The sequence below is a fragment of the Martinezella sp. CNPSo 3732 genome, from assembly GCF_057784515.1.
This window is the reverse complement of record NZ_JBXSOO010000002.1, coordinates 185,787-199,241: the sequence shown is the minus strand read 5'-3', so window position 1 is coordinate 199,241 and position 13,455 is coordinate 185,787. Positions and strand designations below refer to the sequence as shown.

Annotated in this window: 9 protein-coding genes; 5 read left to right on the top strand and 4 right to left on the bottom strand. The window is 60.1% G+C overall.

The genetic code is table 11. The features are described 5' to 3' along the window. The first annotated feature begins 18 nt into the window (after nt 1-18). The 3 genes from AC13RM_RS05825 to AC13RM_RS05815 all read left to right on the top strand — a co-directional run bounded on the left by AC13RM_RS05825 (nt 19) and on the right by AC13RM_RS05815 (nt 1,460). Complete coding sequence (locus AC13RM_RS05825; RefSeq protein WP_374815914.1) at nt 19-906, top strand: uracil-DNA glycosylase; 888 nt, start codon at nt 19-21, stop codon at nt 904-906. Between the two features lie 138 nt (nt 907-1,044). Next, nucleotides 1,045-1,236 (top strand): hypothetical protein, encoded by a 192-nt coding sequence (locus AC13RM_RS05820; RefSeq protein WP_092710297.1) that lies wholly within the window; start codon nt 1,045-1,047, stop codon nt 1,234-1,236. 59 nt (nt 1,237-1,295) lie between these two features. Continuing rightward, nucleotides 1,296-1,460: a hypothetical protein gene (locus AC13RM_RS05815; RefSeq protein ID WP_167078217.1), complete on the top strand. Its 165-nt coding sequence runs from the start codon at nt 1,296-1,298 to the stop codon at nt 1,458-1,460. A 74-nt stretch (nt 1,461-1,534) separates the two neighbouring features. Here the strand turns inward: AC13RM_RS05815 and AC13RM_RS05810 are convergent, their stop codons facing one another. Then, complete coding sequence (locus AC13RM_RS05810; RefSeq protein WP_374815912.1) at nt 1,535-2,386, bottom strand: hypothetical protein; 852 nt, start codon at nt 2,384-2,386, stop codon at nt 1,535-1,537. Between the two features lie 470 nt (nt 2,387-2,856). Here AC13RM_RS05810 and pepN point away from each other — a divergent pair, with 470 nt between their 5' ends. Next, entirely contained in the window at nt 2,857-5,505 is a 2,649-nt protein-coding gene (pepN, locus tag AC13RM_RS05805; RefSeq protein ID WP_374815910.1) for an aminopeptidase N, read from the top strand. Nucleotides 5,506-5,734: 229 nt separating this feature from the next. Next, nucleotides 5,735-8,050 (top strand): PAS domain-containing sensor histidine kinase, encoded by a 2,316-nt coding sequence (locus AC13RM_RS05800; RefSeq protein ID WP_285173613.1) that lies wholly within the window; start codon nt 5,735-5,737, stop codon nt 8,048-8,050. On the opposite strand, the gene AC13RM_RS05795 is transcribed toward AC13RM_RS05800, so the two are convergent. The 3 genes from AC13RM_RS05795 to AC13RM_RS05785 form a co-directional block, all read right to left on the bottom strand. Continuing rightward, nucleotides 8,051-11,011: a bifunctional [glutamine synthetase] adenylyltransferase/[glutamine synthetase]-adenylyl-L-tyrosine phosphorylase gene (locus AC13RM_RS05795; protein WP_374815908.1), complete on the bottom strand. Its 2,961-nt coding sequence runs from the start codon at nt 11,009-11,011 to the stop codon at nt 8,051-8,053. 255 nt (nt 11,012-11,266) lie between these two features. Beyond that, nucleotides 11,267-12,682 carry a sensor histidine kinase gene (locus AC13RM_RS05790; RefSeq protein WP_488554698.1) on the bottom strand — a complete coding sequence of 472 codons (1,416 nt, stop codon included), beginning with the start codon at nt 12,680-12,682 and terminating at the stop codon, nt 11,267-11,269. Next, complete coding sequence (locus tag AC13RM_RS05785) at nt 12,679-13,437, bottom strand: response regulator transcription factor (protein WP_374815905.1); 759 nt, start codon at nt 13,435-13,437, stop codon at nt 12,679-12,681. The genes AC13RM_RS05790 and AC13RM_RS05785 overlap by 4 nt, the downstream gene beginning before the upstream one ends. Nucleotides 13,438-13,455: the final 18 nt, after the last annotated feature.

Sequence of the window (13,455 nt, the reverse complement as noted above, 5' to 3'; positions counted from 1 at the left end):
TTTGGATAGAGTTCGCGCATGATTTCCGCCAGCGACCTCACACCGGCCGAGCTTGCCGCCCTTCTGCATTTCCATGCGGATGCCGGCGTCGACTGGCTGCTGGAAGATGAGCCGGTGGATCGGTTTGCCGAATTCGAGGCGATGCGCGCGGCGCGGCAAGGCTCGCGCGGAACGCAGCCACGGGCCGAAGCGCCAGCACCCGCCACACGGTCGCAACCCGAGCGCCGCCAAGCTGCAAAACCTGCGACACCTCGCGCTGCAGCAGCGCCGCGCGCGACGCCTGCCATTCCCGACGAGCAAGCCGTGGAGCAGGCCCGATTCGCGGCCGAAAGCGCGCGTTCTCTCAGTGAGTTGAAGACGGCGATCGAAGCCTTCAATGGCTGCAATCTCAAGAACAGCGCCCGTTCGACGATCTTTGCAAGCGGTACGCCGGAGGGCCGCATCATGATGATCGGGCCGATGCCGGGCGCCGACGATGATCGCGAGGGGGCACCGTTTGCCGGCCGCGCAGGACAGTTGCTCGACAGGATGCTCGCTGCTATCGGCCTGCAGCGCGATTCGATCCTGCTCACCAACGTCATTCCGTGGCGGCCGCCGGGTAACCGCGCCCCGTCTCCGGCGGAAATCGAGATATGTCGTCCGTTCATAGAACGGCAGATTGCGCTTGCCGAGCCGAAGGCTATGCTGCTGCTCGGCAATTTCACGGCTCGCCACTTTTTCGGCGGTGGCGAAACCATCCATGGATTGCGCGGACAATGGCGGGAAATCAGCATTCTCGGCCGAACCATCCCCGCTATCGCCAGCCTGCATCCGCAGGAATTGCTGACCGCGCCGATCAATAAACGCCTGGCCTGGAGCGATCTTCTGGCTTTCAAAAATTATATCGCCGCTGAAATATTAGGCTAATTTCAACAGGTATTAACGGAGAATGACACTAGCCATGCATTTTTGACATGGCAGTCTTCTTCCGCTGCGCATTGCAGAATCTATGTTGCACTGCAATATAAAGATTGTCTTGGGAGGAATTCGAAAGGAACCAAGGCAATGACTGCACGTTTTCGCCCTATTCACTGCGGGTTTGATACCCTGCGCCGCGCCATTGAGCCCGTGCGCGCCATAAACGGCCATCGCAACCTCGGCATCGCCGCGAATGAGCAGATGACCGCACGAGGCACCGGCATCTCGGCTCGCATCAGCCGCCCGACGGCCATTTTCGCCGATTTCCGCGCCTGCTGACCTGCGGGCGCGAATTGCCGGGCGATACAGCGTAACGTTCAAGTATCAGGATTTCCATCATGTCTTCGGGTTTGCGTTCATTCATCGCTCTGTTCGATTCCGTCGGCCATATCGGCTCGGCGGTGCGGGCGGCGGAGGAATTCGAGCGCGCGCGCAATTTTCACAAGGACGAATGCCGCAGCACAAGTGCTGCCCGGATCATCGCGACCAGCATTCCGCTTTGAGATTTTACGGACGGAATTACACTGCCTGATCATCGGGTCGAGCCGAACGGACAGATCCGAAAGACCCCTGCCCTCTAGGCGGACCGCGCCCAAGCGAAGGCCTCATCGACCGCCGCCAATTTTACGGCCTGCCATTCGCAATACTGATCGAGAAAATTGCGCGATATCCACATACGCGTCTTCTTGGGTTCGTCATGCCAGCCGATGTCTCCGCGATCGGCAGATTTGCGCAGAAGACGCTGCAAATGGGTGCGCGATATCATGAAATGTGCCGCCAGAGCGCGGGCGTCGACATGGCCGATATCGATTTGATCGCCGACTTGTCCATTGAGATCCAGCCTGGACACGATATGATCGACGACAAGACCGCCGGATTCCGTCCAAAGAAATAGGCCGACGCTTTCCGGCGGTTCGCGCCAGATGTCGGCCGCCAGACAATTGCGGGTCATGCGCGGCTGTGCCAGATCCATCAGCATCGGCGAAGCGACCAGCGCAGCTGCTCGGCTGCCATTGTCAAGGAGATCGAGCGCGGCCAGATTGGCGAGATACCAGCCGAACATCCCCGTGTAGCTGATTTCCGTCGGCACGTAGCGGCGGGGACGGCGGGCAGGTCCTGGAGCCAACTCCAGAAAGCGGTAGGTCAGCAATTCCTCGACAAAACTCAGGACCGTGTTGCGACTGGCGATGCGGTAATGCGTGATGAGATTGCGCAGGGCAACGACGGTCAGTCCCGAGCCCGGAATCCCCGGATCATATTCAAGATGAAGCGCATAAGCGGCCTGGGTCAGAAGCCAGCGCTGATGTGAGGCGAGCATGCGGGCAACCCTGGGGGCGTTGTCATAGCGGTTACGCAATGTCTCGGAGAGAAAGCTCAAGGATGCTACGAACTTGGGGTGACGAGCAAGTTGCTCGATGGAAAAACTCAATCGGGCCTCCTGGGGTGCCCTTCTTAAAAAGCAACAGAAAGTGGATGTTTCATTTTTGTGAACGAAATAATCGGAATCGATCATAATTCCGACGTTTAATAGCATGCTATAGTTATGCAAGCACCTTTATATCGCAAGGGGTTAAACAAACAATTTACTTTAAATTATTGTTTCCCGACCGTAACGGCCCGCATCTAACAGCAATGCAGTCATGATGATCCACCTCAGTGTTATCGTAGCAATTGTACCGCCAGTCTGCAAATGCAGGCGCAAAGCTGCCACTTTTCATTCGGATAGCTGAATTGAGAACTGCCCGGCGAGCGAATACTTATTGTGCCATAACAAAACATATTGCCATTGCGATATGACTTTAACTTTGGTTCAGATTTCGGTGTAATGATGCGGCACTTTCAGTCCGGAGAAAGGCTTCGGACTGTACCCGCCACAGCATAGCCTGATCAGGATAGACCATGCGCACAGACACCGGCCAGATCGTCAATCTGGCAGACTATCGTCCCACCGACTTCGTTCTGGAACGCGTGGACCTGACCTTCGATCTGCATCCGACCGAGACCAAAGTGGAGGCACGGCTGATCTTCCATCGCCGGGAAGGTATCGATCCCAAGGCGCCCCTGCTGCTCGATGGCGACGAGCTCGTGCTCTCCGGCCTGTTGCTCGATCAGGCGGAACTGCCTGCCGCGCAATATGACGCCACGCCCGAGAGCCTCACGGTTCGCGATCTGCCGGAAAGCACGCCTTTCGAGCTAACGATCACGACCGTCATCAACCCGGAAGCCAATACGCAGCTGATGGGCCTCTACCGCACCGGCGGCATTTATTGCACGCAGTGCGAAGCCGAAGGCTTCCGCCGCATCACTTATTTCCCCGACCGGCCGGACGTTCTCGCCCCCTATACGGTCAACATCATCGCCGACAAGGCCGCCAATCCGCTGCTGCTGTCGAACGGCAATTTCCTTGGCGGCGCCGGCTATGGCGAAGGCAGGCATTTCGCCGCCTGGTTCGATCCGCATCCGAAGCCGAGCTATCTCTTCGCGCTCGTTGCCGGCGACCTCGGCGTCGTTGAGGACACATTCACCACAATGTCCGGCCGTGAGGTCGCACTGAAGATCTACGTCGAGCACGGCAAGGAGCCGCGCGCGACCTACGCCATGGATGCGCTGAAGCGCTCGATGAAGTGGGACGAAGAGCGGTTCGGCCGCGAATACGATCTCGATATCTTCATGATTGTCGCCGTCTCGGACTTCAACATGGGAGCAATGGAAAACAAAGGCCTCAACGTCTTCAACGACAAGTACGTTCTGGCCGATCCAGAGACCGCGACCGATGCCGATTATGCCAATATCGAAGCCATCATCGCCCACGAATATTTCCATAACTGGACGGGCAACCGCATCACCTGCCGCGACTGGTTCCAGCTCTGCCTCAAGGAAGGCCTGACTGTCTATCGCGATCATGAGTTTTCCGCCGACCAGCGTTCGCGCCCCGTCAAGCGCATCGCCGAAGTTCGACATCTGAAATCGGAGCAGTTTCCGGAGGATAGCGGGCCGCTTGCCCATCCGGTGCGGCCGACGACATACCGCGAAATCAACAACTTCTATACGACCACGGTCTATGAGAAGGGCAGCGAGGTCACACGCATGATCGAGACGCTGCTCGGCCGCGATCTCTTCAAGAAGGGCATGGACCTCTATTTCGATCGGCATGACGGACAGGCCGTGACGATCGAAGATTTCGTCAGATGCTTCGAAGATGTCAGCGGCCGCGATCTCACGCAGTTCTCGCTATGGTACCATCAGGCCGGCACGCCCCTCGTCACCGCATCCGGCGCCTATGATCCCCATGCCAAGACATTCACGCTGTCGCTCGAACAGATGGTACCGGCAACGCCTGGCCAGGCCGTCAAAAAGCCGATGCATATTCCGTTGCGCATGGGCTTGCTTGCCGAAGACGGCACCATCATCACACCGACATCCGTTACAGGAGCCGAGCTGACCGGCGACGTATTGCACCTGACGAAGCAGACGCAGACGGTGACGTTCCACGGTATTCCGCGACGGCCGGTCCTGTCGCTCAATCGCAGCTTCTCGACGCCAATCAATCTGCAGTTCAGCCAGAGCGCCGGCGATCTCGCTCTGATCGCCCGTCACGAGACCGATCATTTCGCCCGCTGGCAGGCGCTGATCGACCTCGGCCTGCCGAACCTCCTGCAAGCCGCCCGCGATGCACGCCAGGGCGTCGAGATCACCTGTGATCCGGCCTTCACCGACGCGCTGCTTGCAGCTGCCGCCGACGAAAGTCTGGAGCCGGCGTTCCGCGCTCAGGTCCTAACCTTGCCGAGCGAATCCGATATTGCCCGCGAACTCGGCGGCAATAACGACCCGGATGCCATTCATGCCGCACGCCAGACAATCATCAAGCGGATCGCTGTAGCTGGACAGGATGTGTTCGCCGCGCTCTATGACGGCATGCAAACGCCGGGTCACTTCAGCCCGGATGCTGCAAGCGCCGGGCGTCGCGCCCTGCGCAATGCGGCTTTGAGCTACCTGTCGCAATCGGACGAGACGCCAGCACGAGCCAAAGCGGCCTATGATGTCGCGAACAACATGACCGATCTCAGTGCGGCGCTGACCATTCTGGCCCAGCGGTTCCCTGATACTGCCGAGACGGCGGCGGCGCTTGCGCATTTCCGCGACCGCTTCGCCGACAATGCGCTCGTCATCGACAAGTGGCTCGCCATTCAGGCAGCGATTCCCGGCGCCGGGGCGTTGGAACGCATTCGACTGCTCATGGGGACACCGCTGTTCAAGCACACCAATCCGAACCGCGTGCGTGCGCTGGTCGGCACCTTTGCCTTCGCCAACCCCACCGGCTTCGGCCGCGTAGATGGTGCAGGATACAATTTCCTGGCCGACCAGATTCTCGAGATCGATCAACGCAACCCGCAGCTTGCGGCCCGCATCCTGACTTCGATGCGCTCCTGGCGCCTGCTGGAGCCAGTGCGGGCCGACCATGCACGCTCGGCACTGATGCGGATCGAGCGTGCAGGCGGTCTTTCGACGGACGTGCGCGACATCGTTGAGCGTATCCTCAAAGAGTGATTTCGATCGCTCAACATGCCGATTTCAAAGGCTGATTTGCATCGGCCTTTTCAGCTTCAGCGAGTCCCGGCCGCGCGCAACTTACCGCTGCGTGTGTAAAATATGCTGAAATCGCAGAGGGTTAAGAAAGTTTTACCGCACCCTCTGGACAAGCCGAATCACGAATGATTCATTAAGGCAGATTCGGGCGAGCGGCGCAGCGAATCACACGAGGGACAAGGCTAAAGCGATGGTGGACGTGCGGCGGGCAACCGCGGCCGATGGACGGCTGCGTGTTAATTTCGACGGTCTGAAATCCTGGCATAGCGGCGTTACCGATCGAACCGGAGTGCGGATGGAAACGATTTCACGTCGTTTTCCGCAGACGGAACATATTCTCAAGCGCATCATTCCCGTTCTCATCGTTTCCTTCCTGATGGTCGTTGCCGCCTCGCATTTCTTCGGCATGATTACGGAACATAGCCGGATGGCGGCATCGGCCCGCCGCGCAACCTCGCTTTCCATCGCAGCCGCAGCCGCAGCCTTTTCGAATGACGCGAGCCTGTTTCAGGCCGGGGACCGCAGCGGCGCAGAACGGAAACTGGCCTCCTATCTGCCGCAGGATCGGCTGGACACCGGCGCTTTCGTTCTGTTGGTTCAGGCAAGCGGCCGGGTGTTCGGCTCGTCGGCCGCCGGCTCCGGCTATATCGGCATGCTTGTCTCCGATTTCTTTCCGGAAGTGTCGGCCATCCGCAGTTTTGGCGACCATGCCGACGTGATCGAGACCATGATCGGCGGCGAGCCCTATTATGCGGCGATTTCCCTGATCGGCGACAAGGGCGATTTCATTCTGTCTGCCGCCTCGATGGATCAGATCGAGAAGCTCTGGCGCGATGAGCTGACGCTCAATGTCACGCTGTTTGCCGGCATATCCTCCATCCTGCTTGTCATCCTCTATGCCTATTATACGCAGGTGAAACGCGCCCGGGACGCGGACGAAATCTTCCTCGAATCCAACCTGCGGGTCGAGACCGCACTGTCGCGCGGGCGCTGTGGCCTCTGGGATTTCGATTTCACCAGCCGCCAGTTTTTCTGGTCACGGTCGATGTACGACATGCTCGGGCTGCCGGTCGCCGACAAACCACTCGCCTTTACCGATGCGGCGCGGCTGATGCATCCGGACGACAACAGCCTGCATATGCTCGCTCGCACCGTCACCCGCGGCAATGCCGGCCAGGTGGACCAAATCCTGCGCATCCGCCACGCCAAGGGACATTATGTCTGGATGCGCGCCCGCGCCCAGGTGATCCGCACCAATTCCGGCCGCGTCCATATGATCGGCATCGCCATGGATGTAACCGAACAGCACCGGCTTGCGCAGCGCTATGCCGAGGCCGACCAGCGCCTGGCCGATGCTATCGAATGTACCTCCGAAGCTTTCGTGCTGTGGGACAAGAACGATCGCCTGGTCATGTGCAACGCGCATTTCCAGCAGGCCTATGGTCTGCCCGACAATGTGCTCGTGCCGGGCACCGAGCGGGCCGTGGTCAATGCCGCTGCGGCGCGACCGGTCATCGAGCGCCGCATCGTCGATCCCGGCCGCTCCAATCATTCGCAGACGACGGAAGTGCAGCTCGCCGACGAGCGCTGGCTGCAGATCAACGAACGGCGCACCCGCGACGGCGGCCTTGTCTCCGTCGGCACAGACATCACCCAGCTCAAGCGCAACCAGGAGCGCCTTCGCGAGTCCGAGCGCCGGCTGATGGCGACGATCAATGATCTCTCCGCATCGCGGCAGATCCTTGAGAAGCAGAAGGCGGAGCTTTCGACTGCCAACGCCAACTATCTCGCCGAAAAGGAACGCGCCGAAGCCGCCAACAGGGCCAAATCGGAATTCCTCGCCAACATGTCGCACGAGCTGCGCACGCCGCTCAACGCTATCCTCGGTTTCTCCGAAATCCTGCAGGACCAGATGTTCGGTCCGCTCGGCTCGGCGCGCTACAACGAATATGCCAAGGACATTCACGACAGCGGCAAGCATCTGCTCAATGTCATCAACGACATTCTCGACATGTCCAAGATCGAAGCGGGGCATATGAAGCTCAGCTGCGAGCGGATCAATCTCGCACCGCTCATCGAGGAATGCCTGCGCTTCACCCACATTCCGGCTGCGCAGAAGAATATTCTCGTCGAGCAGGACATTTCCTCCGAGATCAAGCTCAATGCCGACCGGCGGGCGATGAAGCAGATCGTACTCAACCTGCTCTCCAACGCGGTGAAATTCACCAATGATGGCGGCCGCATCGCAGTTCGTACCCGCAGGGTCGACGATGCCGTCATGCTCGTCATCGCCGATACCGGCATCGGCATTCCGAAATCGGCGCTCAGCAAGATCGGCCAGCCCTTCGAACAGGTGCAGAGCCAATATGCGAAGAGCAAGGGAGGCTCGGGCCTGGGGCTTGCCATTTCCAGATCGCTGACCGCGTTGCATCACGGCCGCATGCGCATCCGCTCCCGCGAGGGCACCGGCACGGTGATCGCGATCCGCATCCCGGATCAGAGCTGATCAGCTTGCGACCGTCGCCTGGAATACCTTCCGCACCGCCTTCGACAGGCGCTTCAACTCAGCTTCCAGCGTGCGGATATCGGGGCAATCGCCCGCACGGCAGACCAGTTCGATCAGGCCGGACGGCGTATTTTTCGGATCGAACGTGCCGTCGATGCAAAGACGGATCAGCTGCGACACTTCCGTATAGAGCTGCAGGGCCTCCAGGCAAACGTCGAGATCGTTGCGATCCATCAGGCTGCCGCCGAGCAGCTTCAACGCTTCGGCCGTGCTGAGGCCGTTTGCATCGATGCCAACGCCGCGGACCGACGCGACCAGCCGCAGATATTGCGCGATGAATTCGATATCGATCAGGCCGCCTGATATCAGCTTCAGATCCCAGATGCTTTCCGGCGGCTTTTCCTGTTCGATCAAGGCGCGCATCTCGCGAACATCCCTGGCGATCTTGGCGACATCTCTCTTTGTCGAAAGAACCTCGCCGATGATGCGCTCCGCATCATTCACCAAGTCCTCGTCGCCACAGATCAAGCGAGATCGGGACAGCGCCATATGCTCCCAGGTCCAGGCTTCCTCGCGCTGGTACTTCTCGAAGGAATTGATGCGCGTGGCGACCGGCCCCTTGTTGCCGGAAGGACGCAAGCGCATGTCAACCTCGTAGAGCACACCTTCAGCCGTCGGCGCAGAGAGGGCCGCGATCAGACGCTGCGTGATGCGCGTGAAATAGCGCGTGGCATCGAGCGGCTTCGGACCATCGGATTCGCCGGCCGCATCGTCGTAATCGTAAAGCAGGATGATATCGATGTCGGAACCGGCAGAGAGCTCGAAACTGCCGAGCTTGCCCATTCCGACGACCGCGACACGGCCGCCGGGATATTCCCCATGCGCCGCCCGGATTTCCTTCATGACGGCGTCCAGCGCCGCCTCGACGATCAGATCGGCAAGGTAGGTGAAGGCACGGGCCGCCATGACCCCGCCGATCGCGCCCGTCAACAGGCGAATGCCGATCAGGAAGCGCTGTTCGGAGGCAAAGATCCGCAGCAGGTCGAGCGTCTCTTCATAATGCCCTGCCGGAGCAAGGAAGCTCTGGAGGCGCTCGGCCAGATAATCGCGCGTCGGCAGCTCGGCCATCAGCCTTGGATCCAGCATGCCGTCAAAGACATGCGGCTTGGCCGCGATGATCTCGGCAAGCCGCGGCGCCGACGACATGATGTTGACGATGAGCGAGAGAAGCGCCGGATTGGTCCCCAGCAGCGAGAAGAGCTGGATGCCCGCCGGCAGACCGGAAATGAAGCTGTCGAAGCGCAGCAATGCCTTGTCTGCACGCTTGCTTTCGCCGAAGACGCGCAGCAACTCCGGCGTCAGTTCCGTCAACCGTTCGCGCGCTTCCACCGATTGGGTGGCGCGATATCGTCCGTAGTGCCAGGTGCGGATGACATTGGCGATGTCCGATGGCCGTTCGAAGCCCAGACGACGTAGCGTCTCCAGGGTATCGGGATCGTCACCCTGGCCGGTAAAGACCAGATTGCCGGTCTCGCTCGACAGCTTGGTCTCCTGCTCGAACAGGCGCGCATAGCGACGCTCGACGGTTTTCAACGTCGTCACCAGCGCTTCGGAAAAAGCCGACACGTCCGCAAAGCCCATCATGTAGGCGATGCGCCGGAGTTCGGCATCGGTTTCCGGCAGCAGATGCGTCTGCTCGTCCCGCACCATCTGGATGCGATGCTCGACATCGCGCAGGAACCAATAGGCCGATATCAGCTCGTCGCGCGTTTCCGCATCGATCCACTTCGCCTCGGTCAGTTCGGAAAGCGTTTCCTCCGTCGACCGGCTGCGCAGAGACGGCATGCGGCCGCCGGCAATGAGCTGTTGCGTCTGCACGAAAAACTCGATCTCGCGAATGCCGCCGCGGCCAAGCTTGACGTTATGGCCCTTGACCGCGATCGCGCCGTGTCCCTTATGCGCATGGATTTGGCGCTTGATAGAGTGAATGTCTGATATCGCGGCATAGTCCAGATATTTACGGAAGACGAAGGGCACGAGATCGCGGAGGAAGGCCTGACCGGCGGCGATATCGCCACCGACGGGCCGCGCTTTGATGAAGGCGGCGCGCTCCCAGTTCTGTCCCCTGCCCTCATAATAGATCATGGCCGCCTCGACCGGAATCGCAAGCGGCGTCGAGCCGGGATCGGGGCGCAGGCGAAGATCGGTGCGGAAGACATAGCCATCCGCCGTGCGCTCCTGAAGGATGCGCACCAGCCGCCGCATCAGCCGCGGGAAGATGTCGATGGCATCGTCTGGATCGGGCACGATGCCCGCAGTCTCGTCAAAGAAGACGACCAGATCGATGTCGGAGGAATAGTTCAGCTCTTCGGCGCCAAGCTTGCCCATGCCAAGGACGATCAACCCGGATTTCCGGCTCGGGGCGGCGGGATCGGGAACCACGATCTTGCCGGCCTCGTGCGACGACAGCAACAGGTGATCGATCGCCGCTGAGATCGAGGCCTCCGCAAGCCTGCTCAACCAGCGTGTCGTCACCCTGCCGTCATAGATGCGCGCGAGATCGGCAAGGGCAACGAGGAAGGCTGCGCGGCGCTTGGCGATGCGCAGGCGGCTCATCACCTCGGATTCCGTAGGAGAAGCTCCTTCGCCGCTCGCCGGCAGCCAGGCGCGGCGAGCCTCTTCTACCAAAGCCTCGATCTGCGGCGACAGCGGCTTCTCGATCGCGGCAACGAGGAGCGACGGTTCGAGATTGGCGATTTCGCGCAAATGAGGGGACAAGGTCAGAGCCGCGACGATGAAATCCCGCAATGCGCTCTCGCCTGCGAGGAGGTCGGCGGCGACCGGCTCCGTTCCGGCGATCTGCTTGAGATCGGCAAGCGCAGATTTCGTCTCCGTCTGGTTCAGCGGCCGCAACCGCCCGGCCGGAACATCCCGCAGCAAATCGCTTTGCGTCGTCGTCATGCAGTTCTCCCCAACAGCAAGCGGATAGAGCATGATGCCGAAAAGTGTGAGCGGTTTTCGGACAACATCATGCTCTACGTCTTTGACGCTAGAGCGGATTCAGATTTTAGGTCGTTTCGACCTAAAATCATCCGGCTCTAGAGCATTTCCGCTTTTCTTCGAATCGCGAAAACGCTCCATCTTCTGGTTTTTACGCAGTTCCGGACGCAAAACCGCTCTGCACTTTTGCTGGAACTGCTCTAGTGCAGGATTAACCTATTGTTTCTGCATGGGGAAGATCATGGTGACCGTTAATCCCTTGGCATCAGGACTGTCGGGTATCGTATCGGAAAGCTCGAGCCGACCGCCATGCAGCTCCATGACAGCCTCCACCAGCGCAAGGCCGAGGCCGGTTCCCGGCTTGGAGCGGCTTTCGTCCAGACGGAAGAAACGCTTGACCACATCGGCACGTTGATGGGCCGGAATGCCCGGCCCATGATCGGCGACCGCGAGCGTCACCGCGTCGTTCGTGCGCGCCAGCTTGAAAATGATCTTCTGCTCGCCATTGCAGCCCGTCGCATATTTGAGGGCGTTGTCGATGAGATTGAAGAGTGCCTGACCAATCAGCTCGCGATTGCCCTGAATTTCGACATTCGGCTCGATATCTGCCGTCAGTGTCAGACCCGCCTCTTCCGCGACCGGCTCGTAAAGTTCGGCTGTGTCAGCGACGATGGAAGAGAGATCGACTTCAGTCATTTCGGCCGCCACCGACCCCGCCTCGACACGGGAAATCATCAGGAGAGCATTGAAGGTGCGGATCAGCTGATCGGATTCGCCGATAATGCCTTCAAGGGCGACACGACGACCCTCGCTGTCGGCGCTGTCGAGCGCATCGGCGGCCTTGTTGCGCAGGCGCGTCAGCGGCGTCTTGAGATCATGAGCGATATTGTCGGAGACCTGCCGCAGCCCTTCGTTCAGCTTCTCGATGCGCTCGAGCATCGCATTCAGCGAAGCGGACATGCGGTCGAACTCATCGCCAGAACCGCCGACCGGCAGTCGTTGCGAGAGATCGCCCGCCATGATCTTGCGGCTGGCATCCGTCATCCGGTCGATGCGCTTCAATGCGTTGCGGCCGATGCCGAACCAGATGACCAATGCGCCGAGACCCATGATCGCCAGCGCCAGCATCAGCGCCTGGCGCACCAGCACGCGGAAGCGCTCCGGCTCGCCGAGGTCGCGGCCGATCAGGATGCGCAAGCCATTGTCGAGAATGAAAATGTTGGCAATTGCCAGGTGCCGGCGCTCCGGATCGTTGGAAGCGTCGGTGTAGCGCTCGTAGGAGAAAGGCAGCTCGGTCCAGCCGGCCGCGCCAAGCACACCGGGCTGTACGGATGCGACGTTGCCAGCCAGGATGTCGCCGGAAGGTCCCGCAATAACATAGAGATTGGCACCCGGCTGGCGGGCGCGGCGCTCCATGGTGCGCAGAAGCAGGTTCAGACCGCCAATGTCGTAGGCACGCTTGACCTGGCTGACCTCCTGCTGGACGGCATCGCGGATCTGTCCCGTCAGCAGCCGTTCGGACATGGCCGTGACATAGAAGACCAGCGTCGCGGCACAAAGCGAGAAAAGAAGGATGTAGAGGGCTGAAAGTTGGACTGCGGTGGACTTGAAGAGGACGCGGAAGCGACTCATCCCTCGTCCTTGATCATGTAGCCGGCGCCGCGGATCGTCTTCAGCAACGGCTGGCTGAAATCCTTCTCGATCTTGGAGCGCAGACGCGAAACGTGGACGTCGATGACGTTCGTCTGGGGATCGAAATGATAATCCCAGACATTTTCCAGCAGCATGGTGCGGGTCACGACCTGGCCAGCATTCTTCATCAGATATTCCAGCAGGCGGAATTCGCGCGGCTGCAGCAGTATTTCCTTGCCGCCGCGGCGCACCTCATGCGAGAGGCGGTCCAGTTCCAGATCGCCGACGCGATAAAGAACATCCTGCTCCGGCGTGCCCTTGCGACGGCCGAGCACTTCGACGCGCGCCAAAAGCTCGCTGAAGGCATAGGGCTTCGGCAGGTAATCGTCGCCGCCGGCGCGCAAGCCGGTGACGCGGTCATCGACCTGGCCGAGTGCGGAAAGGATCAGAACCGGCGTATGAACGCCCTTACGGCGCAGTTCGCTGATAACGGAGAGGCCATCGCGGCGCGGCAGCATGCGGTCGATAATGGCAACATCATAGGTGTTTTCAGTGGCCATGAAGAGACCGCTCTCGCCGTCGCTCGCGTGATCGGCAATAATGCCGGCCTCGCGAAACGCCTTGGTGAGGTAAGCCGCCGCTTCGAGATCGTCTTCGATGATCAGAATCTTCATATGAGCGACATTACCTGCCGACGCAGCCTCGGCACAACCAGAATCAGGAGAATTCACGGCATGTTGGCTAGCGGTTGTCATCTTTCACCTGCCTTGGAG